The organism is Oscillatoria sp. FACHB-1407 (assembly GCF_014697545.1).
Classification (GTDB): Bacteria; Cyanobacteriota; Cyanobacteriia; order Elainellales; family Elainellaceae; genus FACHB-1407.
The window spans coordinates 46,788-72,327 of record NZ_JACJSA010000015.1 but is presented as its reverse complement, the minus strand read 5'-3'; the positions used below and the strand labels follow the sequence as shown (position 1 = coordinate 72,327).

The 25,540-nt window shown below is 49.5% G+C and carries 17 protein-coding genes; 6 read left to right on the top strand and 11 right to left on the bottom strand.

Going from position 1 to position 25,540, the window contains the following annotated elements:
- Nucleotides 1-155 precede the first annotated feature (155 nt).
- A complete protein-coding gene (locus H6G89_RS22305; protein ID WP_190510503.1) occupies nt 156-1,289 on the top strand; it encodes a TRAP transporter substrate-binding protein in 1,134 nt (377 codons plus the stop codon).
- A gap of 253 nt (nt 1,290-1,542) precedes the next feature.
- Here H6G89_RS22305 and H6G89_RS22300 read toward each other — a convergent pair whose 3' ends face one another.
- The 6 genes from H6G89_RS22300 to H6G89_RS22275 all read right to left on the bottom strand — a co-directional run bounded on the left by H6G89_RS22300 (nt 1,543) and on the right by H6G89_RS22275 (nt 9,214).
- Nucleotides 1,543-2,877 carry a TRAP transporter large permease gene (locus H6G89_RS22300; RefSeq protein WP_190510501.1) on the bottom strand — a complete coding sequence of 445 codons (1,335 nt, stop codon included), beginning with the start codon at nt 2,875-2,877 and terminating at the stop codon, nt 1,543-1,545.
- A 29-nt stretch (nt 2,878-2,906) separates the two neighbouring features.
- Nucleotides 2,907-3,500: a TRAP transporter small permease subunit gene (locus tag H6G89_RS22295; protein ID WP_190510499.1), complete on the bottom strand. Its 594-nt coding sequence runs from the start codon at nt 3,498-3,500 to the stop codon at nt 2,907-2,909.
- 146 nt (nt 3,501-3,646) lie between these two features.
- Nucleotides 3,647-5,176, bottom strand: a complete 1,530-nt coding sequence (locus tag H6G89_RS22290) for a thioredoxin-like domain-containing protein (protein ID WP_190510497.1) — start codon at nt 5,174-5,176, stop codon at nt 3,647-3,649.
- Between the two features lie 382 nt (nt 5,177-5,558).
- A complete protein-coding gene (locus tag H6G89_RS34535) occupies nt 5,559-5,852 on the bottom strand; it encodes a hypothetical protein (protein ID WP_199336873.1) in 294 nt (97 codons plus the stop codon).
- Nucleotides 5,853-6,949: 1,097 nt separating this feature from the next.
- Nucleotides 6,950-7,396, bottom strand: a complete 447-nt coding sequence (locus H6G89_RS22280; RefSeq protein ID WP_190510495.1) for an MgtC/SapB family protein — start codon at nt 7,394-7,396, stop codon at nt 6,950-6,952.
- Nucleotides 7,397-7,537: 141 nt separating this feature from the next.
- Entirely contained in the window at nt 7,538-9,214 is a 1,677-nt protein-coding gene (locus H6G89_RS22275; protein ID WP_190510493.1) for a phytoene desaturase family protein, read from the bottom strand.
- Nucleotides 9,215-9,873: 659 nt separating this feature from the next.
- Between H6G89_RS22275 and H6G89_RS22270 the strand changes: the two genes are divergently transcribed.
- A complete protein-coding gene (locus H6G89_RS22270) occupies nt 9,874-10,479 on the top strand; it encodes a TetR/AcrR family transcriptional regulator (protein WP_190510491.1) in 606 nt (201 codons plus the stop codon).
- 144 nt (nt 10,480-10,623) lie between these two features.
- Here the strand turns inward: H6G89_RS22270 and cbiD are convergent, their stop codons facing one another.
- Nucleotides 10,624-11,718 carry a cobalt-precorrin-5B (C(1))-methyltransferase CbiD gene (gene cbiD, locus H6G89_RS22265; protein ID WP_190510489.1) on the bottom strand — a complete coding sequence of 365 codons (1,095 nt, stop codon included), beginning with the start codon at nt 11,716-11,718 and terminating at the stop codon, nt 10,624-10,626.
- 168 nt (nt 11,719-11,886) lie between these two features.
- On the opposite strand from cbiD, the gene H6G89_RS22260 reads away from it, so the two are divergent.
- The 4 genes from H6G89_RS22260 (at nt 11,887) to gltD (ending at nt 19,716) form a co-directional block, all read left to right on the top strand.
- Nucleotides 11,887-12,633 (top strand): cobalt-precorrin-6A reductase, encoded by a 747-nt coding sequence (locus H6G89_RS22260; protein ID WP_190510487.1) that lies wholly within the window; start codon nt 11,887-11,889, stop codon nt 12,631-12,633.
- A 162-nt stretch (nt 12,634-12,795) separates the two neighbouring features.
- Nucleotides 12,796-13,005 (top strand): hypothetical protein, encoded by a 210-nt coding sequence (locus tag H6G89_RS22255; RefSeq protein ID WP_190510485.1) that lies wholly within the window; start codon nt 12,796-12,798, stop codon nt 13,003-13,005.
- Nucleotides 13,006-13,623: 618 nt separating this feature from the next.
- Nucleotides 13,624-18,228, top strand: coding sequence for a glutamate synthase large subunit (gene gltB / locus H6G89_RS22250; protein ID WP_190510483.1), 4,605 nt, complete (start codon nt 13,624-13,626; stop codon nt 18,226-18,228).
- A gap of 3 nt (nt 18,229-18,231) precedes the next feature.
- The gene (gltD, locus tag H6G89_RS22245) at nt 18,232-19,716 is read left to right on the top strand and encodes a glutamate synthase small subunit (protein WP_190510481.1); all 1,485 of its coding nucleotides are present in this window, start codon (nt 18,232-18,234) and stop codon (nt 19,714-19,716) included.
- A gap of 840 nt (nt 19,717-20,556) precedes the next feature.
- On the opposite strand, the gene H6G89_RS22240 is transcribed toward gltD, so the two are convergent.
- The 4 genes from H6G89_RS22240 to H6G89_RS22225 form a co-directional block, all read right to left on the bottom strand.
- Complete coding sequence (locus tag H6G89_RS22240; protein WP_190510479.1) at nt 20,557-21,969, bottom strand: cation:proton antiporter; 1,413 nt, start codon at nt 21,967-21,969, stop codon at nt 20,557-20,559.
- A 172-nt stretch (nt 21,970-22,141) separates the two neighbouring features.
- Complete coding sequence (locus H6G89_RS22235; RefSeq protein WP_190510477.1) at nt 22,142-22,474, bottom strand: P-II family nitrogen regulator; 333 nt, start codon at nt 22,472-22,474, stop codon at nt 22,142-22,144.
- Nucleotides 22,475-22,559: 85 nt separating this feature from the next.
- Nucleotides 22,560-23,798 (bottom strand): sodium-dependent bicarbonate transport family permease, encoded by a 1,239-nt coding sequence (locus H6G89_RS22230; RefSeq protein ID WP_190510475.1) that lies wholly within the window; start codon nt 23,796-23,798, stop codon nt 22,560-22,562.
- Between the two features lie 795 nt (nt 23,799-24,593).
- Nucleotides 24,594-24,794: a hypothetical protein gene (locus tag H6G89_RS22225; protein WP_190504064.1), complete on the bottom strand. Its 201-nt coding sequence runs from the start codon at nt 24,792-24,794 to the stop codon at nt 24,594-24,596.
- Nucleotides 24,795-25,540 lie beyond the last annotated feature (746 nt).

Here is a 25,540-nt window from a genome sequence, read left to right as displayed (position 1 = left end):
TTATTCCTCTTTTCCGTCACTTGGTTTGCGGTGTTTTCCAAATATTTTCTAAGAGAATGCATGAGAGGGAACGTCTTCTGAAATACTCTTAAAGCGAGATAAATATCTGAAACAGTATTTGTCCCAGTCAACACCTGTTTTTTGAGAAACCTGTTATGAAACGTCGTGCCCTCTTAAATAGTCTTGCCCTTGGAGCCGCCAGCACAGCGGGATTAGTCGCATGTAGTCAGGCGACAACTTCCAATGAAACGGGTTCCAACTCCACTGCCAGTACGGCTGACCTACCCACGATTGAGTGGGAAATGGCAACCAGTTGGCCCGTTGCATTGGATACCATTTTTGGTGGTGCTCAAGTGTTGGTCGATCGCCTTGCGGCTTTAACCGGAGGCAGATTTAAGATCACACCCCGGGCGGCAGGGGAGCTAGCTCCTCCTCTAGAAATTTTAGATGTGGTGTCTCAAGGGGCAATTCCCTGTGGGCACACCGCTTCCTACTATTACCTCGGCAAAAGTCCAGCACTCGCCTTCGGTACGACTGTTCCCTTTGGGCTGACGCCTCAACAACAAAACGCCTGGTTGTATGAGGGAGGCGGATTGAAGCAATTGCAGGAGCTATACGCCAGCAAGTTCAACGTGATTCAGTTTCCCGCCGGGAACACAGGCACACAGATGGGGGGATGGTTCCGTAAGGAGATTGCCTCTGTTACAGATTTACAAGGGTTAAAGATGCGAATTCCTGGGCTGGGTGGTCAGGTGATGTCTAAACTCGGCGTGACGGTGCAAAGTCTGCCCGGAGGGGAAATCTTTCAGGCCCTTCAAACAGGGGCGATCGATGCAGCGGAATGGGTTGGTCCCTACGATGATGAAAAGTTAGGGCTAAATGAAGTCGCGCAGTACTACTACTATCCCGGTTGGTGGGAACCGGGAGCGACCTTAGAGTTGCAAATTAATTTGGATGAATGGAACAACCTACCTCCTGAATATCAAGCGGCGGTACAAACAGCCGCCTATGAAGCTAATGTCACGATGTTGTCACGCTATGAAACTCGCAACAATGAGGCATTGCAACGCCTGGTCAGTAATGGTGTGGAACTCAGAGCTTACAGCGATGAAATTTTGAGTGCAGCGGAGGAAGCAACTTTCGCGCTGTATGACGAATTTGCGGCTAAAGATCCTGATTTTCAGGCGGTTTACACTGGATGGCGAGAATTTCGCGATCGCGTCTACGCCTGGAACAGCCTCAATGAAGGCAACTTTACCCGCTTCAGCTACAGCAAGTTGAATCAGTGAGTGGTTAATGGTCAATAGTTGATGGTTGATGGTCAATAGTCAATAGTTAATGGTTGATGGTCAATAGTCATTAGTCAATAGTTGATGGTTGATGGTCAATAGTCATTAGTTGATAGTCAATAGTTAATGGTCAATGGTCAATCGTCATTAGTAGGCTGAGAACGGTAAAAACAATGAACAACTGACGATTGACCATTGACCCCTGATCCCTAACTATTGACCATTGACCCTTGATCCCTGACCCCTAACCAATCTATTGAAACGACAGATCTACCAACCATCGCACCGTTTGCGGAAAGGCGATGACGATTAACAACACTAAGACCTGCAATGCCATAAAGGGAAAGGCACTGCGGTGAATGTCGATCGTGCTGACTTCTTTCGGTGCAACACTTTGCAGATAAAACAGCGAGAACCCAACGGGCGGCGAGATAAACGCGGTTTGCAGGTTAATCGCCATAATCACTCCGAACCAGACCATATCGATGCCTAATGCTTGAGCCGCCGGGACTAACAAGGGCATGGCGATAAAGCAGATCTCGATGAATTCTAAAAACACTCCCAGAACAAAAATCACCAGGTTACTCACGATCAAAAAGCTGAGATAGCCACCCGGCAAGTTAACCAGCAAATCGGTAATCAATCGCCTGCCTCCCAAGCCGTCAAATACCAGCCCAAAAAAGGACGAGCAAAAGAGAATGATCAACACGAGGGCTGTGATAGATGCGGTTGCATGAGCCGCATCCCGGATTAGCTTCTGGTTCCAGCGACGGTTGAGCGCGGCTAACACACAGGCTCCAACCGCTCCAACCGCTCCTGCCTCCGTCGGAGTGGCAATTCCAAAGAAAATGCTCCCTAACACCGCAAAAATCAGTAGAACGGTGGGTAAAACAGCTTTTAATACTTTTTTCAAGAGAACAGCACCCCCAATCAATCGCACATCGGGAGGCAATGCGGGAGCCGTTTGAGGCTTCCAAAACGCCAGCAATAAAACGTACAGGACATAGGAACCGGATAGCATCAGTCCGGGAATTAACGCCCCTAAGAACAAATCCCCAACCGATACACCGATCTGGTCACTGAGAACGACCAACACCAAACTGGGAGGGATCAGTTGTGCCAGAGTGCCGGATGCAACGATAACGCCCGCTGCTAACCGCTTGTCATAGCCATAGCGCAACATGATCGGTAACGAGAGGATTCCCATGACGATCACGGTTGCCGCTACCACCCCTGTCGTTGCTGCCAAAAGAGTACCCACAATCACCACCGCGAGGGCTAAACCTCCGCGCAGTCGCCCCATGAGAATGCCAATGGTTTCCAGCAATTCCTCGGCGATGCCCGATTTCTCTAAAACCGAGCCTAAAAAGACGAAAAACGGAATGGCTAACAGGGTGAAGTTTGACATTGTGCCAAACCAAATGTTGGGCAGTAGCAATAAGCGATTGGGGTTAAAAGCTCCCACTGCCAAGCCAATCACCCCAAAGGTGAGAGCCGTCCCCGCAAAGGAAAACGCCACTGGATAGCCGCTAATCAAAATGACAAAAAAGACGGCAAACATGGCGATCGCCAACCATTCATACCCCATGCTGATGCTGCTCCCCGTGGTTCATAGGACTACTCAAACGGCAGGTTTTCAGATTCCTGGTGCAGTTGTTGGGTGACTTGCTGATAGCCCAACAGCACCGCTGCATATTTAATGGTTTGGGCGATCGCCTGCAACAATAGCAACACAAACCCCACTAACACCATCGTCTTGATCGGAGCACGAGGCAATCCATTCGCATCGGAAGAGACTTCCCAGGTTCCCCAGGTGCCATTGGGCAATCGCCCCCACGACCCCAACACGGGATCAAAGGTTGCATATAGCCCCAGCAAACAAAACGGAATGAGAAAAAGCACGGTGCCGATCAGGTTAACCCAAGTGCGTCGTCGTTCGCTCCAATGGGCATACCAAAAATCGACCCGCACATTTTGGTCGTGCTTCAGAATGTAGGCAAACCCCAGTAGAAAGATCAGAGAGAATAAATACCACTGCAACTCAATCAGGGCATTGGATGACAATTGCACCCCAATAAATCGCCCAATGTAGCGTACAGAAACGTTATAAAACCCAACCGCAACTGTGATAATAACTAGCCAGTTACACCATTGCCCCACCATCTCACTCAGGCGATCGATTGCCTGAGCAAATCTCAATAAAACCCGCATGGGGTCGCTCCTCTAGCGCGTCACAAAACTAACATCCTCCACGTGGAAATTAGAATACCAAACTTTTAGAAGTTAATCAGTTTGTTTTGGGCTTCGTTACATGGCGTGGGAATCTGCAACTTTTGCGGCAAGTCACGAATTGAGAGTTAATCAGGTAAACAAACGTAAGGCGAACATAAATCCGGTATTGGTAAGGTACTGACTTCCAGGGAGTTGAGCTGAATGTGACGAATCACATGATTGTTGGTGTCGGCAACATAGAGATGCTGACGGGCGTAGGTTAATCCACTGGGTTCTGCAAAGGTTGCGTCGATCCCTAGCTCATCTTGAAACCCAGGAATGCCGCCACCTGCAACAGTTTTGCATTCGTTGGTTGTAGGATTCACCTGTTTAACTTTATGGTTGTAGGTGTCAGCAATCCATAAATAACCCTCTGCATACACAACTCCTAAACAGTGTTGTAATCGCACATCAGAACCCGCTCCGTCGCGATCGCCAAAGCCGAACAGTTGACCACTGCCACATACTGTTCGAGCTATCGGAACAGGGGCGACCTTGACACCTCGAATTGAACTGGACTCACTATCTGCCACAAATAACTCCTCTGAATCAGTCGCAAGCCCGCTAGGTTGAGCAAAGGCAGCAACTTCAGGAGAGCCATCAGCGCAAAACTCCGCTCCAGTGCCGCTCCAGGTTTGGATGGTGTGTTCTAACAAGTCCATGACCCAAATTTGATGAGAGCCTGCCATGGCTATGTATAACTGGTTCTCAATCTGCACCACATCCCATGGGGAATTGAGATCGACCTCCAATGCCTGACCTCCATGGGGAAACAGCCATCGACTTTGGACGCCTGTACCTGCGATCGCTTTAACGGTCTGATCTCGCAAATCAACACAGCGCAACTGATGATTGCCCGTATCTGCTACATACAACACCTGTTGCTGGCGATCGAACGCCATTCCCTGTGGCGCAGAAAACTGAGCGACTGACCAATCCCCATTGGTTGAGCCTGCTTCACCTGTGCCGATCACTGCTTTCAGTGATCCATCCAGAGTCGTGATCACCAGGCGATGATGCCCCGTATCTGCAATAAACAGGCGATCGCTGGCTTCATCGGCTATAACCTTTCCGGGGAAGGCTAGGGGCGAGAGAATCAACGATGGGGAGGGTTCTGAGGGCAGGGGCAGGGGTACAACGTTGAGGGATTTGCTGTCATGTTCGTCCAACACCTGTTGAATCAGGTCGTCTAGCACCTGTCGTTGACCTTCACCGACTATCGTCCTGACAACATAACCTTTTGGGTCAATCACGACGATAGTGGGATATGCTCTCACTGCATACTGATCCCAGAGGTGGCGATCGCGATCGATGACTACTGGATGCGGCACACCATAACGCAATATTGCCTGCTGCACACTATCACGATTGTTTTCGTGGTCAAATTTAGCTGTGTGAACTCCAAGAATGACGAGGCGATCGCCATACTTTTGTTCTAAAAACTTCAAATCAGGAATGATATGCAAACAGTTGATGCACCCATACGTCCAAAAATCTAATAGAACGACATAGCCTCGCAATGCCTTCAGTGATAAACCAGGTTGCGCTACATTAAGCCAATCCGAATTAAGCCAATCCAGATGTTTAGGGATTTCGGGTGCTCTAACACGAACCATAACGCTACTAAACTTGGGATATCTCCTAGTTGTAGCAAGGGTAGTTCCAACCTTGCACAATTCAAAAGAAAAAACCCGACATTGCTGCCGGGGTTGAGGTTGTCGTCTCTGATGTCTTGTCTAAATCTGTCTGTAGCGATTCTGCTTGATGTTTGGGATATAGGTGAATAAGTGAAATTAAATTGGGTCAGGAGTAACAACTTTAGAATTTTATTGTTCTCGTTGTACAAGAACTGACCCGTTGTTTAAAGCCGTTTTTAAGACTGATAACGAAGCCGTATCTATCTTTTATTAAGATAGAGGGTACAAAACAGCTAACACCTCACACAAGTGGATCATCCTATTGGGCGATTTAAACGTTTTGACCTGTCGTTCAGATCGGCTATTCAATAATCCAATAGCCATTTCTACGCCAGTATTGCTCTTGCAGTGCTTGTTGTAACTGTTGTTCAGAAATCAACTGTTGCTCGGTCAGCAGTTCACCAATTTGTTGGGAAGATGTGGGCTGATTGTTGAGAGCAGTGTTAAGTTGGTCTTCTGAAATCAGGTTTTTATTCACTAAAATCCAACCGAGTCTGACATCGTGATCATTGGAGTTAGCAGTCGTAGATGATGCTTTACACGTTTCATCTTTAGTAGTGTGAGTTGTAGTTAATGAAGTATCACTGAGTTGCATAGGTTTGCTCCTAAACTAAGGGGCTAATGTCTAAGGCAGAGCTTTCAAGAACTCTAAGATGAATATCATTGCTATGATGACAGGCTTAGAATCGGTTGCTTCTCTCTATTGGCTACTAACATTTATTCAATCTACTTTTCGCACTCAACTGATATTTCAGTGCCAGTTTTTGAGTTGGTACGATCAGAGATAAACCTTATGCCGCAATTCCTGGCTTGCCTTATACACAGTTACGCTTGATAGCGCACTACTCACACCCTATGAGATGACTCTCTACTCTTCATGCAAAAAGCTTATTTTGGTGTGCCACAACGTACGCTGAACACAGCACATAAGCCTCAAATAACTCTTAGGGATGCAAATTATAGCCGTAGCTACATTCGATGGGGCGGAGGCGAGTCAGGAAGCTTTCCCAGCATCAGGGTTTGAGTCATTGCCTTTGCCTTAAGCTTTCTGACCAAAGTTACATACCAAACTATAGCAGTCCTATCTGATTTGTGAAAAAGGTGATTTGTGAAAGTGCCCGCCCATCGGGCGGGCACTTTCACAAATCATTTAGGGTTGCTATATACCGATTTAATGTTTGATTGTGGTAGATCACTGGGTAGGGGCGTTTCGCGAAACGCCCTTACAGAATCCTGTGCAGCGAAGCCAATTCAAATTGGTATTAAATTGTGATCAAGACAGATGTCGGTAGGGAGGGGTTTTACAGATAAGTTCTTGGGTTTGCCGTCAGTAAATAGCAAAACCCGCCCCTGCGAGCGTCCACCTGCTTCTTGTAACAAGGCTCCGCCTTGTTATTCTGTGCCGGAGGCTCTGCCTCCAAAGCTGGTGTCATAGGAGGCAGAGCCTCCACCTTTAGGTTCCCAGCCTCTGGCTAAGAACCAGGGAAATTGGATTTTATCTAATCCATCATTCTGAAGTTTCTGAAGCTGTTTAATCGACGATTCTTAGTACAACTCGTCGTAAATAAGGGTGGGAATTTGGGGTGCAGGGGTGGAACCCCTGGCTGGGGACGCAGCCCCCACACCCCCCTGGTTTTATTTCCAAACCCTATCTATGAATAGCAGTACTTAGTAATTCATACCAACGATTCTCTACCCTTTCTCTACATACTTAACCGTAGTTAACGTCAGAAATGAGAGAATGGCACCAATCAATCCGAGTTGCCATAATCCAGAACCCGCGCAAATTCCTAATGCAGAGGCAATCCAAACTGCCGCAGCCGTTGTTAGCCCGTGAATTTTTGACTCTGCCCTTCCCCCAGAGCCTCGCAGGATCACGCCACCACCTACAAAACCGACTCCAGTAATAATGCCTTGCAGCACTCGGCTCACGGCTTCACTACTCTCTTGGGCAACGCTCAACTGAATTGGCACTAACACAAATAGGGCTGATCCTAAACTCACTAACATATGAGTTCGTAACCCAGCGGGTTTGTTTTTTATTTCACGATCCAACCCAACAACGGCTCCTACAATCAATGCAATCCCCAACCGAAGCAAAACTTCTTGCCAACTTAAAGGCGTTAGTAAACCTGTCATTCGTTGATCCCAATTTGAACAATTCTGCAACCCGTCGCTGTTTATGCCAATTACAAGAGAGTAGCTGATGAGAAGCAGGGCATGACAAGCCACGCCCCTATGAGCAATTGATGAGTTGCAAGTATCGTTGTCTGAACATTCCTACGCTGACAGGTGTGGAACTTGTTTTCTACTATCTTTTGGAAGAGGTGGGGTAATGTTAGTTTCTTTGGCGGCGATCGCAAACACCTTTGGCAATGCAACACCACCGGGTAGACTATTCACCGTTGTTACACCAGCCAACATGGCTGAAACGATACCTCCCATGTACAGATCTGCACCTGTCAGATAAAGTCCAGGAACAGGAGTTTGAGTCTTTGTCCAGGCAGCATTTTCAGGGGCAAAGCGTTCTGCAATGGCAGGCAACCCATAGATACCGCCCTTATTGTGTCCGGTGAAGTGTTCGTTAGTGAGCGGAGTCGAGAGTTCATAATACGCTACTAGCTTGGCAAACCCTGGATATTGGCGATCGACCTGTTGAATCAAGGTTTGGCTAATGCGTTCCTTTAGTTGTTGGTAATCCTGACCACGATGCAACCACGGTTGTGCTTTCCATTGAGCAAAGCTGTCGTAGTCTGCCCAGGCAAGAATTTCTGCGGTGTGCGCCGTTGCTTTTGGATCTTTTAGCGACGGAAAAGACAAATAGCATTGTGGAGCCTCTCCGTCGAAAATCCACTGACTGCGTTTTTCGTAGATGGCATTGTGATCGATCGCCTCATACAACCAGTGGTTTTCGCCTAGAAATCCCAATTTTCTCGGATCATCGGCTAGCCCCAAATACAACGTCACATTGGTAATCGATGAATGGCGTTGCACAAACTGTCGCAGTGAGTCTCGAAACGGAATTGGGTAATCCGCTGGAATCAGCTTGAGGTAAGTTGTTGCGGCTCCTGTGTTGGAAACAATGATGGGAGCATAATAGGTTTCCAATTCTGCTTCTGGAGCAGCATTCACCTTTCGCACTTGCACACCAACGGCACGTCCGTTCTCAATCAACACTTGCGTAACGTCGCGATTGAGCAAAAACCGTCCACCCCGACTTTCCACAACCGTTTTCACACTATGGGCGATCGCCCCTGCACCCCCCACAGGATAGTACGCTCCGTGCAAGTAATGAGTGGCGATCGTGGCATGAACCGCAAAGGGACTTTGAGCCGGAGGTAACCCGTAGTCACCCCATTGCGAGACTAACAACGCTTTTAGCTTGGGATCGCTGAAATGGCGATCGAGATACTCCTGGGTAGTTAGGTCTAATCCAATGCCACTCCACCAACTGCCCAACTGCCCAATCAGCTTGGAAAGCCAATTTCCATTCAGCCGCAAATTTCGCAGAAACAAGGCTGCTGCCGCTTTTCGCAAGTCTCGGAAGTAACGTCGAATGGCTCGCTTTTCTGCTGGAAACTGGTGTATCAAATCCGCTTGAAAGCGTTTGGGGTCGCCATACACGTCAAAGGTCAACCCTGGGTAGACAAACCGCTCAAACGGCTCTGGCATCTTGCTCCACTGCACGCCATTTTGCGTCACCAGGTCAAACAATTGACGCATGGATGATCCCTCATTCATTTGCCCAATGTAGTGAATCCCCACATCCCAGTGAAACTGGTGTCGTTTGAAGTCATGGGTAAATCCGCCTGCCTTAAAGTGGCGTTCCAGCACTAACACTCGTTTGCCCCGCAATTGGCTCATCAGACTGGCAACGGTGAGCGCACCCATGCCAGAACCAATCAAGATTAAGTCGTAGTGAGAATCGTTTGTAGGCTTTGCTGATTGAGCTTGCATGGTCGTTTCCCTTTCTCAATCGAGAATGTTTACGCTGACAACATTAGAATAACCCAGGATGTTGACAGTGTAAACAAAGGAGTGCAAACTTTAGTTAAGGAACGGAAATTCAGACAGTTCGATACTGGAGAGGAGCGGGTTTTGCCATCAAATCCACGACAGGGTGCAGACTGGTCTAGCTAAACCTGCCCGTACCGTTTGCGGATTGATTCAATTCACGAGCCTAAGGAGAGATGGGGAATGCTTCAAGATGCGACCTTTAACCCAGCAACACCCGTCAGAGCAGGGAAATAGGGTCTGCGTAACGCCCAATCAACATGACTGAAAGGCTAATAGCAGAGGTCATTAACCATTAACCATTAACCATTGACCATTGACCATTGACCATTGACCACTGCCCACTGCCCACTGCCCATTAACCATTGACCATTAACCACTGCCCATTAACCATTGACCATTAACCATTAACCATTGACCACTGACCATTAACCATTAACCATTGACCATTGACCATTAACCACTGACCATTGACCACTGACCACTGACCATTGACCATTAACCACTGCCCATTAACCATTGACCATTAACCATTAACCATTGACCATTGACCATTAACCATTAACCATTGACCATTAACCATTGACAAAAAAATGGAGATTATGGCTGAGAAGACGACATATCATCACGGCGATTTACGGCAAGCGTTGATTACAGGGGCGATCGCTCTGATCACAGAAGAGGATGTCAGTAACTTGTCGCTGCGAGAGGTAGCCCGACGGGTTGGGGTATCCCATACGGCTCCTTATCGCCATTTCCAGGACAAGGAAGCATTACTGGCAGCGGTTGCCGAAGAGGGGTTTATGGGGCTAACAGAGGCGATGCAGCGGGGAATTCAACAAGCACCAGATGATCCATTGAAGCGATTGGAGGCGACTGGTGTTGCCTATGTGCAGTTTGCGATCGCCCACTCCTCCCACTATCGGGTCATGTTTGGTCGTTATACGGGTGAGGAGTCACTCCATCCAGAACGAGCGCAAGCAGGAGGGCAGGCATTTCAGGTGTTATTGGATGTCATTGTTGCGGCACAAAAAGCTGGAGCCGTACGCCCCGACGATGAGATGCAACTGGCGTGGGTTGCCTGGTCAACGGTGCATGGATTGGCGATGTTGCTTCTGGATGGACGGTTACCGATTACGCAGCCTCACGAGATTGAAGCCCTGTCGGCATTTGTCACACGCACTTTAGTTGAAGGCTTAGCTATCTAACCTGAGCTTGGGATAAGGATCTTGGCGGTTGAAACCGCAGCCACTGGAACACAACCGACCTACGTCGGTTCAGCAGACCCTTGATTTTCCGTAGTCTGCGAAGGCGGACTTGGTTCTGATAGCCGCGAATTGATTCGCCAGGACTTAACCCGAATTGACGTTATCTAAGGTCATCCATTGAGCCGCGATCGCATCTTGCCCAATTATTTGTCCCTGGCGATCAAACAAGCTTGTGCCGACGGTGAGTGTGACATTGCCGTATTTCTGCACATAGGCTTGTGCTTTTTGAGAAATCGTCGTCGCTAACGTTGAAAAAACAGTGTCTGCTAAGTTCAACTCTACTAAGGCTTTATACGCCTCATCAGCCGTCTTTGCGGCTAAAACAGCCTCCACAGCGGACAAATCACCGCCTGCTCTGACAACTGTTGCCGCGATGATTTCTAATTTGGCATCGGCGAGATGACTGGAGGTGTTGAAAATTCCTCCAGCTAACTTGACTAACTTGCCCTGATAGCCCAACAGCAAGACCGACTCTGCCTCACGCAATCCTGCCTCAAGGAGCAACGCCCCAACCCAATTACCAACTTGTACGATCGCCGTTTCTGGAACACCCATTCGTTGAGCAATGTGCATTCCATGACTGCCAATGCAAAACACCAGATGGGAATGCGTCTGCACCTTCGTGTGCAACACCTGACGCAACTCCTCTAGATGATCCTCCGCTGAGAGAGGTTGGGAGATGCCACTCGTTCCCAACAGGGAAAGCCCTTCCAGTACGCCAAACGCTTCATTGGAGGTGCGTTGCGCCAGTTGCCGCCCCTCTGGCATGACGATGGATACCGTCACGGTTTGGTCAGGCGAGATCAACGGCAGTAAGTTTGCCTCAAACAAACGGCGAGCATAGCGATAAATTGCCGGATCACCTGTTGTGGTTTTACCGATGCCTTCTCCCGCTTCTAAAATTAAGGCTTCTGATTGTCGGGGTAGACATTTAACCCATATCCAGATGGGCGTGTTGCGCGTCAGGTCTAAGTTGTCACCAGGGTCACTGAGGGCGATCGCCAGAGCACTGTTTTGCTCCAATCGAGCCACCTGCTGAATTGGGATTGTCGCCTCATCGGGTAATAAATCCAGGGTGACGGTATGCAGCGGGTTGAGAGATGTGCTTTGCAGATGCAATAACGCTGCTTTAGCCGCAGCGACCGCAAAAACGGGAAGGGTATAACCAGTACGAGCCATTGGAGGGAGTAGGGAATGGGGAGCGGGAGTGGTTGCTTGATAGTACGTTACGCTGACGTTAACAGCATCCTAAATTTTATCTCTTATCCTTGATCCGGCTACCTTTCACCACCATAGCAGGACTAATGCAGTTGCAGTTAACCTTTTCCTGAATATGCACGAAGCGATATGACTAAACAGAAACGAGTTCTAATTTTGGGTGGAACGAGTGATGCGGCAGAACTGGCCATACGGGCAGCAGAAATGTCGGAAGTGGAGGTGATTTCTTCGCTGGCGGGTCGCACTCAACGCCCCCTCGTGGCTTCTAAAAACACGCGAATCGGTAACTTTGGAGGCATTGCAGGACTAACAAATTACTTGCGCGAACAACAGATTGACTTACTGATTGATGCGACTCATCCCTTTGCCGCACAAATTTCGTTTCATGCTGTTGCCGCTGCCACAGCAGCAACCATTCCCTACTTGATGGTGTTGCGTCCTGCCTGGGAGCGCACTTCTGGCGATCGCTGGATTGAGGTAACCAGTCATGCAGCCGCAGCAGTGGTCTTACCGGAGTTAGCGCAACGCATTTTTCTCACCGTGGGTCGGCAGGAACTCGCTGCCTATGCTCACCTTCAGGATCGCTGGTTTCTGATGCGCATGATTGATCCCCCTTCAAATGACTCAATTCCACCTGGAAAGGTGTTGCTGGAACGTGGCCCGTTTTCACTGGAGGAGGAACGATCGCTATTACAGCACTACGATATTGGGGCGATCGTTAGTAAGAACAGTGGTGGTGATGCTACCTACGCCAAAATTATTGCTGCACGCGAGTCAGGTATTCCAGTAGTGATGGTGCAACGTCCTGCAATTCCAGATGGGGAGCACGTTGCAGATGTTGAGAGTGCTCTGTTGTGGCTCAAGGAGCGATTGTAAGTGCTGCGATACAAACAAAGCTGGCAAAGTTTGAATTCATGTAAAGAACTAACACGTTCTGTGAAAGGGATGAATTCACGCAAGAGAATTTTGGAGATGATAAACGAATATTGATAGCTGTAGCTACCACTCTAGTTGGGCTTGCTACAAGGAAGGGACATTATGCAGGTTTCGCCTCAAACTGCCTACGAAAATCTCAATTTGCTTGAGCAGGTTGATATTGTGACAAGTGCATCCTATCGACAATTAGCACAAGACATTTTGGCTGATCCATCTATTAGTTTAAGTTGGCGACAAGCGATTAGCGATCGCCTCAATCACGCCAATCATTTATTGGCATTGGTCACGGTTACCCAAGACGATAGTTATTAAATCTTCTACTGAAATCAAGCTTCAAAATCAGGTAGTTACGGGAGCCCAGTTCAACTGCGGTTCTCGTAACTATTTTCTTTGGGCGATCGCTTCCTGAAAGGCGGGCATTGCTGAATGCAAATACAGCGGTTCTCAGACGAGTGCCACACAGCGAATGCCTGTAGATTGGGGCGATATGAGCAGTTGGTGTGGCATGCACAAATGAGAATTGCTGTAGGACTCTTGAAAACTGACCACCACTGTACGGGCGTTTCGCGAATGTACCTGCGGAATTTACAGGTTGGATCAGCAACACCAAAAAGCGACTTATACCAATTGCCTAAGTTCTGCAACAGAGATTAAGAAAGAAGAAAAAAGATTGTTCTGATACCAATTAGTTGAGGAGTTGGTGTTACGAGATTTTCAATGCGATAAAACTTTAGCTACAGAGAAACATCAGGGATCAGATTGCTATTACTAAAAGTTCTCGAAATGTTACGAGAACTGATAAGAAACAACACACTTTAAAGCGTAGATATGACAATTTCCTTAAGACCTGTGATAGATTTGCAGACTCATTAGAAAATCTCTCAATGAGATAGAAGAACACCGTTTTTGCCACCTCTGGGGCATCCATAAATGAACAGCAATCAACTGCCAGCTAAACAAGGGCTTTACGATCCACAATTTGAACACGATGCATGCGGTGTTGGCTTCATCGTTCATATGAAGGGTCAAACGTCCCACGATATTGTCGAACAAGCACTCACCATTTTGTTAAATATTGATCACCGTGGCGCGTGTGGAGCCGAGACGAACACGGGTGATGGAGCCGGAATTTTAATTCAGATTCCGCACAAATTTTTGAAGAAGGTTGCCGCTGCTGAAAACATTGATCTACCAGAAGCAGGGCAGTATGGCGTAGGCATGATCTACGGTTCTCCCGATCCGGTACGGCGAGAGAAAAGCCGTTGGACATTTGAACAGATTGTGGCAGAAGAAGGGCAAAAAGTGTTGGGTTGGCGCGATGTGCCGACAGATAACTCGTCGCTGGGCAATACGGCTAAGGCGAGTGAACCCTTTATGCAGCAGGTGTTCATTCAACGCAGTCCTGATTTAGCGGACGATATGGCGTTTGAGCGGAAGCTCTACATTATCCGCAAACGCTCCCACAGTGCGATTCGAGCTTCCCAAATTGATCCCGCCTGGTATCCCTCCAGTCTGTCGTGCCGCACGATGGTCTACAAGGGGATGTTAATGCCTGTGCAGGTGGGGCAATACTATCCCGAATTGCATGATCCTGACCTGGAAAGTGCGCTGGCTTTGGTGCATTCTCGCTTCAGTACCAATACCTTTCCCAGTTGGGAGCGATCGCACCCCTACCGTTACATTGCCCACAACGGCGAAATCAATACGCTGCGGGGCAATATCAACTGGATGCACGCCCGCCAATCTTTGTTTGAATCCGAGGCATTTGGTGAAGATATCCACAAAATTCGACCTGTAATCAACATTGATGGCAGTGACTCGCTGATCTTCGACAACGCATTGGAATTGCTGGTGCTGTCGGGGCGATCGCTTCCCCATGCGGTGATGATGATGATCCCCGAACCGTGGACAGCCCACGAGTCGATGAGCGACGAGAAGAAAGCTTTCTACGAATACCATTCCTGCCTCATGGAACCGTGGGATGGCCCTGCATCGATCGCCTTCACCGATGGCACCATGATGGGTGCAGTACTCGATCGCAACGGTCTGCGCCCGTCTCGCTACTACGTCACCCATGATGACCTGGTCATCATGGCATCAGAAGCGGGAGTATTGCCAATCGAGCCAGAACGAGTCGCTCACAAGGGACGCTTGCAACCGGGACGCATGTTCCTGGTGAATATGCAGGAAGGTCGGATTGTGGCAGATGAGGAAATTAAACAGCAGATTGCCACGGAGCACCCCTATCGGGAGTGGCTGAATCAATACCTGGTCGATTTGGCTAACCTGCCAACTCCTGCCTCCAGTGATCTTGTCCTGGAATCTGATCCTGATCTGACTACGGTGATTCAACGGCAAATTGCTTTTGGCTACACCTTTGAAGAGGTGCGGATGTTGCTCACCCCCATGGCGCGGGATGGGGTGGAAGCGGTTGGTTCGATGGGAACGGATACCCCGTTGGCGGTGCTGAGCGATCGCCCTAAACTGCTCTACGACTACTTCCAACAACTCTTCGCCCAGGTGACGAATCCGCCCATTGATTCGATTCGGGAAGAGATCATCACCTCTGCCGATACGACGATTGGTGCAGAACGTAACTTGTTGAAACCAGAGCCAGAAAGCTGTCATCTGATCAAACTGAAAACGCCCATCCTCAGCAATGAGGAACTGGCGAAGCTGAAGGGCTTGCAGTCCAATGGCTTCAAGTCCATCACGATTCCCTCGCTGTTCGATCCCAAGGCTGGTGTGACGGGATTGGAACAGGCGATGGATACGATTTGCCAGATAGCAGATGGGGCGATCGCCGATGGGGTGAATATTATTGTGCTGAGCGATCGCGGCATCAGTGCCTCTCAGGCTCCGATTCCCGCACTCCTCGCCGTTGCCGGATTGCATCACCACCTGATCCGCCAGGGGACTCGCACCCGTGTTGGATTGGTGCTGGAATCGGGTGAACCCCGTGAAGTCCATCATTACGCTACGCTAATCGGCTATGGTTGCGGTGCGATCAATCCCTACATGGCGTTTGAAACCATTGAGGATATGATTCAGCAAGGCTTGCTGGTTGGGGTGGAGTACAAGACTGCTTGCAAGAACTACATCAAAGCCGCAACGAAAGGGGTGATTAAAGTTGCCTCGAAGATTGGCATCTCCACCTTGCAAAGCTACCGGGGAGCGCAGATTTTTGAGGCGATCGGCTTAAATCAAGCGGTCATCGATCGCTACTTCACCTGGACAGCATCCCGGATTGAAGGGGCAGATTTAGAGGTGATTGCCAAAGAAGCGATCCTGCGTCACACTCACGCTTTCCCGGAACGCGAGGTGAACGGTCACACGTTGGATGTGGGTGGCGAGTACCAGTGGCGCAAGGAAGGGGAAGCGCACCTGTTCAGTCCAGAAACAATCCACACCTTGCAGAAGTCCGTTCGTACCGGAAATTACGACCAGTACAAGACCTACGCCCGACTGGTGAATGAGCAGAACCAGAAGCATTTCACCCTGCGCGGTCTGCTGGACTTCAAACCCCGTCAACCCATCCCGATTGAGGAGGTAGAACCGATTGAGGCGATCATGAAACGCTTCAAGACGGGGGCAATGAGTTATGGGTCGATCTCGAAAGAGGCGCATGAAGCGTTGGCGATCGCCATGAACCGCATTGGTGGCAAGTCCAATACGGGTGAAGGGGGCGAAGATCCCGAACGCTACACCTGGACGAACGAACAGGGCGACTCGAAAAATAGTGCCATCAAACAGGTGGCATCCGGTCGGTTTGGGGTGACGAGTCTCTACCTGTCTCAAGCCAGAGAAATTCAGATCAAGATGGCCCAGGGAGCAAAACCCGGTGAGGGTGGACAGTTGCCCGGTCGGAAGGTCTATCCCTGGATCGCCAAAGTGCGTCACTCGACTCCCGGTGTCGGTCTGATTTCACCCCCTCCCCACCATGACATTTACTCGATTGAGGATCTCGCGGAACTGATCCACGACTTGAAGAACGCCAACCGCGAAGCTCGGATCAGCGTCAAGTTGGTGTCAGAAGTTGGGGTGGGAACGATCGCTGCGGGTGTATCCAAAGCCCATGCCGATGTCGTTCTGATTTCTGGATTTGATGGCGGAACGGGAGCTTCTCCCCAAACCTCCATCAAACATGCCGGATTGCCGTGGGAATTGGGACTGGCCGAAACCCATCAGACCTTGGTGTTGAATAACTTGCGATCGCGCATTGTCGTAGAAACCGACGGACAAATGAAAACGGGACGGGATGTAGTGATTGCGGCTCTCTTAGGGGCTGAGGAGTTCGGCTTTGCCACTGCTCCCCTGGTGACTCTGGGTTGCATCATGATGCGCGTCTGTCACCTCAACACCTGTCCGGCTGGGGTTGCGACTCAAGATCCGCAACTGCGGAAGAACTTCGTCGGTGATCCAGACCATACGGTGAACTTCATGAAGTTCATTGCTCAGGAAACCCGTGAGTTGATGGCAGAACTGGGTTTCCGTACCCTGAATGAAATGGTGGGACGGACGGATATTTTGGAAGCGAAACAGGCGATCGCCCACTGGAAAGCGAAAGGCCTGGACATCTCCAAGATTCTCTACCAACCTGAAGTCGGTGAAGACGTCGGGCGTTATTGCCAGATTCCTCAAGATCATGGGTTAGACAAGTCTCTGGATATCACGGTGTTGTTGGATCTGTGTAAGGGGGCGATCGAAAACGGTGAACCCGTTAAAGCCACCTTACCGATCAAAAACGTCAACCGCGCCGTGGGAACCATCCTCGGTAACGAGATCACCAAACGCCACTGGCATGGATTACCGGAGAACACCGTCCATCTCTACTTCCAGGGCAGTGCGGGGCAAAGCTTTGGGGCCTTTGTGCCAAAAGGGGTAACGCTGGAACTGGAAGGAGATGCCAACGACTACTTTGGTAAAGGCTTGAGTGGTGGCAAGTTGATTCTTTATCCGCCCAAGAACTCCACCTTTGTAGCCGAAGACAACATCATTGTAGGTAACGTCGGCCTTTACGGTGCCACCTCTGGTGAAGTCTACATTCGCGGCATTGCCGGAGAACGGTTCTGTGTCCGTAACTCGGGTGTCACGGCTGTGGTAGAAGCTGTGGGTGACCACGGTTGCGAATACATGACAGGGGGTAAGGTTGTCATCCTCGGTACGACTGGACGCAACTTTGCCGCTGGAATGAGTGGTGGTGTGGCTTACATCCTGGATCAAGCAGGGGATTTCGCCATTCGCTGCAACCCACAAATGGTCGGACTGGAAACCCTGGACGACCCCGAAGAAATCGCAGAATTGCGGCAAATCATCCAAAACCATGCCGACTACACCGGCAGTCAGAAAGCCCTCCAGGTCTTAGAAAACTGGGAGGCGATGCTGCCGAAATTTGTCAAGGTCATGCCCAAAGACTATAAGCGCGTGTTGCAAGCGATTAAGAATGCGATCGCCGCTGGTCTGAGTGGAGATGATGCCCTGACCGCTGCCTTTGAAGAAAATGCCCGCGACGTTGCCCGAATTGGAGGAAGTTGAGACATGGGAAAACCAACTGGCTTTATTGAATACCTGCGCGAACTACCGTCTGAACTGGAACCTCTGGATCGGATTCGCAACTGGGACGAATTTCACCTGCCCATGCCGGATGACCGACTCCGCACCCAGGGCGCACGCTGTATGGACTGCGGCACTCCCTTCTGCCACACGGGGACTCTGATCAGTGGCATGGCAAGTGGTTGTCCCATCAACAACCTGATTCCAGAATGGAATGATCTGGTGTATCGCGGATTGTGGCAGGAAGCCCTCGATCGCCTCCACAAAACCAACAACTTCCCCGAATTTACCGGACGGGTCTGTCCCGCTCCCTGCGAGGGTTCCTGTGTGTTGGGCATCCACAATCCCCCGGTCACGATCAAAAACATCGAATATTCCATCGTTGAGAAGGGCTGGGAAGAAGGGTGGATTACGCCCGATCCCCCTGCCAAGCGGACGGGCAAGCGGGTTGCCATTATCGGATCTGGCCCAGCAGGCTTATCGGCAGCGGCTCAACTCAATCGGGCGGGACATTGGGTCACGGTCTACGAACGGGCCGATCGCCCCGGTGGTCTGCTGATGTACGGCATCCCCAACATGAAGTTGGATAAGGAACAGGTGGTGTTGCGTCGCCTGGATGTCTTGGAGAAAGAAGGTGTGAAGTTCGTCTGCAACACCGAAGTGGGTAAGGACTTACCAACCGAAACGTTGCTGAAGGAATACGATGCGATCGTTCTCTGCACAGGTGCTACCAAACCCCGTGATTTGCCAATCGAAGGTCGTCAGCTCAAAGGCATTCACTTTGCAATGGAATTCCTGACCGGCAATACGAAAGCGGTTCTGGATGGAAAACCTGGCGATTCCTTCATCTCTGCGGCTGGTAAGGATGTGGTAATTATTGGCGGTGGCGACACCGGAACCGACTGTGTGGGAACTTCCATCCGACATGGTTGCAATAGCCTGGTGCAACTGGAAATCATGCCCAAACCTCCCTCTGAGCGTGCACCCGATAACCCCTGGCCCGAATGGCCCAAGGTCTACAAAATGGACTATGGCCAGGAGGAAGCAGCGGCTCAGTTTGGGGGTGATCCTCGTGTTTACCTGACCACCGCGACTCACTTTGAAGGCGATGCCGATGGCAACGTCAAAGCGGTTCACACGGTTCAAGTCCAGTGGGAACGCAATGAGAAGGGACAATTTATCCCCAAACATATCCCCGGTACAGAACGGGTGTTGCCCGCTCAACTGGTACTCCTGGCAATGGGTTTCTTAGGGCCCGAACAACCGCTACTCGATGCCCTCGGACTGGAGCGCGATTTCCGCAGCAATGTCAAAGCAGAGTATGGTGCCTACGCTACCAGCATTCCCGGTGTGTTTGCGGCTGGTGATTGTCGGCGTGGACAAAGCCTCGTAGTGTGGGCCTTCAATGAAGGACGCGGAGCAGCGAGAGAGTGCGATCGCTATCTCATGGGTGTCACGGATCTGCCATAACTACCGCACTTCAGCTTGAGACACAGGAGACAGGGGGCTTTTGCCCCTTATTTTTTATAGCTTGGCTAGAAAGCTTAAGGCAAAGGCAATGCCTCAAACCCTGGTTCTGGGGAAGCTTCCTAACTCGCCTTCGCCTCCATCGAATGTGGCTACGGCTATACTCAGTAACCCATAAAGCTTTAACGATAACGGTTCAACATAACTCGATAACGGTTCAACATAACTCGATAACACTCATCCAATGATAAGAAAACCTTTAGTGTTACTCGATTATCCATAGAGCTTCGACGATAACAGCCGAACGTTACACGATTACCATCTTCCGATGATGAGTAAACCTCGAACATTACTCGATTACCAACCAAGCGTCGAGAGTAACGGTTGAGCCTCACTCGATAACAGATGTTTGTAACTCGATAACAGATGTTTGTAACTCGATAACAGATGTTTGTAACTCGATAACATTGCTCGTTCCCAGCTTTGGGAATGCGTTCTAAGTCTCTGCCTGAGAACGAGATTTGTCAGTCAATCAACAGTAGACCTCTTGCATAAATCGCTATTTGAATAGACCTATCGCTCCAACACCGTCATAAACCTGCATTGGGCAAACGGAGCAGGAGCGATCGGCATAGCGTGAACGCAGTGCGAAATCGAAAGGGCGATCGTAGACAGAGAAAACTTTCAGCCTAAGAATAGTTGAACGGTCTGAGCTATAGGTGAGGACGTAGCCGACAGATACGCTGTCAAGGTCTAGAGTCAAATGAGCACGAGGTCATCGACATTGACCTGACCTCGTACCGCCATCATCTGTTTAGTGAGCAACGTAACGTTGGAAAATCATTACTCACTCGCTGCTTCCACAGGAGTGATAGGTTCTGGGATGGAATTCGTGGATGAACCAAAAGCAACCCGTAAAAACGGTGGAGCCAGAAAAGTGGTCAAGATCACCATGATAATAATCGACACCTCCAGTGGCTTGTCCAGAATGCCGCTAGCGGAGCCGATACCCGCAAACACCAGACCCACCTCACCGCGAGGAATCATCCCAACCCCGATCGCAAAGCGATTGATGCCGGATAGTCCAAATGCTGCCCAACCTGTGATCAACTTGCCAATAATCGCCACGGCGATCAAAAACGTTGCAATCAATAGTCCCGCACGATTCTCTGGTACCGTCGGATTCAAAACACCAAGGTCAGCCCGCGCTCCCACCGTCACAAAAAAGATGGGCACCAGTAAATCGGCGATGGGTTTGATTAATTCGTCTAACTCGTTGCGGGCATCGGTTTCATCGAGCACCAACCCTGCTGCAAAGGCACCCAAAATCGCTTCGAGATGAATGGCGTTCCCTAAAAATGCCATAAAGAAAGCAAAGATGAATGCCGGAATAACAATATTTCCACGGGTTTTGAGCTGCTCCACGATCGCCACAAAACTTTTGTTAAAGACACCTCCCAACAAAATTGATCCAATCAAAAATGCTGTAGCACTGACAATCAAGTAAATGACATTGGCGACATCAATCTCGCCAGTTTTGGCTAAGCTGGCGACGACAGCCAGGACAATAATGCCCAGGACATCATCAATCACTGCTGCGCCAACAATGATTTGCCCTTCTTTGGATTTGAGTTGACCTAACTCAGACAACACTTTAGAGGTGATGCCAATACTCGTTGCTGTTAACGCGGCTCCCGCAAAAATCGCTGGAATTGCGGCTACGTGAAAGAACATCATTAACCCTGCCGTGCCCGCCGCAAACGGTGCTGCGACTCCGACACAGGCGACAACCGTGGCTTGAATGCCCACTTCCTTCAGTTGCCGCAGATCGGATTCCAGTCCAATTTCAAACAGCAGAATAATCACGCCGATTTCAGCCAGCACCGAAATCACTTCACTTTGCGACTCAAAGATCCGAGTCAGCGCATCCGGTGCCAATTGATTCAAGCTTTGCAGTGCCGTCATGATCACCGAGTCAGAGGCAGACAGCCCCCCTTCGGGAAAGATCACCAGATGCAACGCCGAAACACCGACAATCACCCCGGCAACCAGTTCCCCCAGGACGGGTGGAAAATCTAATCGCCTGGCGACCTCTGCGCCGAACTTACTGGCAAGATAAATCACTACCAGCGTCAGCAATACGCCAGACAGAATAATGGGTGAATCTTCAGCAACAACGGTCGCCAGAACTGGGATTGGAGCCATGAGAGCGGCGAGTCCCTCACTGAAAGGTGGCAGCATGTTGGACAAAATCATGAGTTTAAAACGATAAAGGTTAAGCGTCTGAGGAAGTCATGAAACGGCGGGCAGTTATGGAAAAGGCAACCGATCAAAGATGGTCATGCTTTGGATGCGGTTGCCTTTTTGAGTAACGGCCACCAAAAAGCCGGGGTGATGACCCGGCTTTTCTGGTCTGTGTTGTCTCGATTCAACAGCCATCTGGTCCACAGAAACTGTGCCCGTACAGGACCTCTGCGTCACAAATGTAGGCAATGCCCGCATAGTCGTTGAAAAACTTCAATCCGACCTGATCCGCAATATCCTCAGCCATATCCCGATTTTCGGTGAGCACCTCAAACTTTATATTCGCTGTGGTGTCAGAAACGCTGGGTTGCCCGGACGAGCGCACGTTACGACTGCCTTTACCGCCAGTCTCCACCACCGTATAACCCGTCGCCCCGGATTCATCAATGATCTTGGCGATCTTTTTCAGCAGAATCTTCTCTGTAACGATGACAAGCTTTTTAGCTGGCTTGGCCATGTTGGTTACCTCCTTAAACCTGTGTACATTAATCTACTGGGTCTGCCGGGCTAAGGAAGCGTTGGCAGACCTGACCCGTCTGGGATTAGACGCCGATTGCCTGAGCAAGCCCGATGAAAAACGGGATACACAAGCCGATCGCAATAGGCGTCCCAATGGCTGTGGAAGCACCGATGTAGGCGGAGGGATTCGCCGACGGGATACCGGCTCGCAACGTGGGCGGGCCTGAGATGTCTGAACTGGAGGAAGCGATGACGGCCAGAACCACCACGCCACCCATGCTGAATCCCATGGTGTAATGGGCAACCATGCCGAGACCGAAGGCGATTAGCCCATGCACAAAGGGTGCCACCACGCTATAAACAACGTACCACTGGGCTACCTTGCGTAGTTCACCAATTCTTGACCAGGCTTCCATACCCATGACCAGCATCAAGACCGACAGTAATCCGCGAAAGAGGGGGTCGTAGAAGCTTTCATAGACACTTTCTGGCCGGGTGAAGATGCCAAGAGCAACGCCAAGCAACATGGCAGATAGGGCAGGACCCTGGAGGCTTTCCTGAACAATCGGCCATATCTTGACCCGATTATCCGCAGGAGCCATCTGCTTGCGATACTCTTGTCGGCTGCTAGGATAATCACCTGCGGGACTGGGAGACGTGCCTGCGGAACTGGAATAATCGCCTGTGGTACTGAACGTTTCTGCGGGGAGAGATGCGCCTGCGGTACTAAAAGCCACACCTGCGGGACTGGTATATTCTCCTGCGAGATTGGGATACTCTTGCTTGCTGAGAGACTCTTGCTTGCTGAGAGACTCGTCTGCTGCCCTACGCTTCTTCCGGTTGTTGAGATAAATGTTGGCCACCACAATCGCGGTCACGAGTGCTGGGATATCCATGAAAGGATAGAGTGCGCCAGCCCATGCCTCGTATGAGATGTTTTGTTCTTCCAGGAGTGTCAGGGCGGCAGCCATCGTAGAGCCACTCACTGCACCAAACAAACCCCCAGTCGCGATCGCATCAACGGTTTTCACCTTCGGTAGCTTGGCTAATGTATAGCGCGCGATGAATACAATCAGAATCCCGGATGCTACAGCAAACAGTGCAGGTAAAATCATCTCCGTCAGGTTGGAATTGCGAATCGCAATACCACCCGTCAAACCGATTTTGGTGAGCAGCATGAAGATGATGATCTGACAAATTGCCTCTGGAATGACCAATTGGCTACCCAGGGCAGCAATGACCATACCCCCAATCAGAAAACCGAGTGTTGGGGACTGCAACTGCTTAACAAAGTCCATCACAAAAAAGGACCAAAAATCCACGATACCTCCTTCTCCTCTAACGAGGAGGATTGCAATAAATGAACTAATTGAACTTCAAGAATCGGTTGGGAAATAGAATCAGGCATGTGCGATCGCGCACTGAAAAAACTCTCGACAACAAACAGTCGAGAATGATTGCCGAGCAGCTTCAACCTCTAGGAAACTAAATGATGATGATTAGATCATTTGGATGTTTTTTAACTGTACGCTACTCTGGGCAGCGTGAACTATAGAGTAGTCAAGAAAAAAGTTTCTGTCTCCATAGGGATTTATCTATGTTTTTTTGATCACTGGCATGGTGAAGCCATCGATCGGGGTAGCAGCCTAGCAAGTCGTTGCACTGGCGGAATAAAGGTTATTGTGGCGTTGCTAATCTTGGGGATGAATGAGTCGCGAGCAGGATGCTCGCACTGGTTTAAACGATTCACCTGAAAGGAGTGTGAGCGTCTTGCTCACGTCTGTGTCAAAATAATCATCCCTCTATTCAGCAACGCTGCTATTGTCAGAAATCATAAGCTACTCACGAATTGCTGCACTTGGTAGTTAGCTAGCTTTGTCTCCGGGCTTGTGTTATTTCTCCAGATTGTCTGTAGGTATCTATGTTGAGCGATCGCAACCCTGGCGCGGCAAGCCTAATTGGCTGAGTTAAGCAATCAGTGAACCCAATTTTTTGTAGGGTGGGACATTGCCCACCTGACTTACCAGCATCATCGAGCAATACTCACCCTACAATTTGAATCTGCATTTGAAGCTTGTTCGCCCTCCTAAGTTCCCCAATTCTAGGGAACCTTATCCCTATCGTTCTAACACCGTCATAAACTTGCCTTGGGCAAACGGAGCAGGCACAATCGGCATAAAGTGAACACGGTCATTCACCAGTTGTTTCACATAAAACTCGTTAATCGTGTGTTTCACCTGCTCTCGCGTTCCGATAATCCAAATCTGCACTTTTTCGGCAGGCGGAACAGGCAGACGTTCGTTGAACTCTGTAGTCATACTATTTGCCTCACTGAAGGAGATGAACTGTAGCGAAGAAAAGCTTAAGGCGTAGTTTCCTAACTACTTGTTTTGCTTCAGTAAGGCGATTGATCCTAAAATCAACACAGACTAACCTCCTGCTAGTCCCAGGAGTTAGGTTAGCTGGTTAGGAGTGTTAGCCGCACTCTTAATCAGCGTTATCCTCACCTTAAGCTTTGTCTACTGGAAATCCAGTGTTTCATAGAATAATCCAAAGAGTCATTGTAGACAAGCGTGTGAAGAGATTTGTTTCACCCAAATAGCACCGTGTGCCTAGCCGAGTAGTTTTTAGGGCGAGGTTGGTCTTCACTGATCATGGGCGATCGATCTAATTGGACTATTCGTGCATTAGTATGCGAGCAAAGCTTATAGAACCAGAAAAAATGATGAATAAAATCAGCACATTCTCTGAGTAGAGGTTAATATGCAAGAATGCAAATCTGCCTAATATCCCAATTTTCCAAATGGAGTGAAAAAATCATTCTAATAGGGTTCTATAGGGGTATTAGGCTGCAAAAATCGATCTAATTGCCCGATTTTCCAAATAGAGTGATTTTTTCATACTATTTTCCCTAGGAGGGTATTAGGTTGAAAAAATCGATCTAATTAGATTGTTAGACCGCAAAGTATTTCTAGAGGTAAAACAAGTGTGCTTCTGTAACCAACTCGCTTTTGAGGAGGTTAAGGAGTTGATAGTAATGCAAGTTGGAGTTACCCAAAGTACC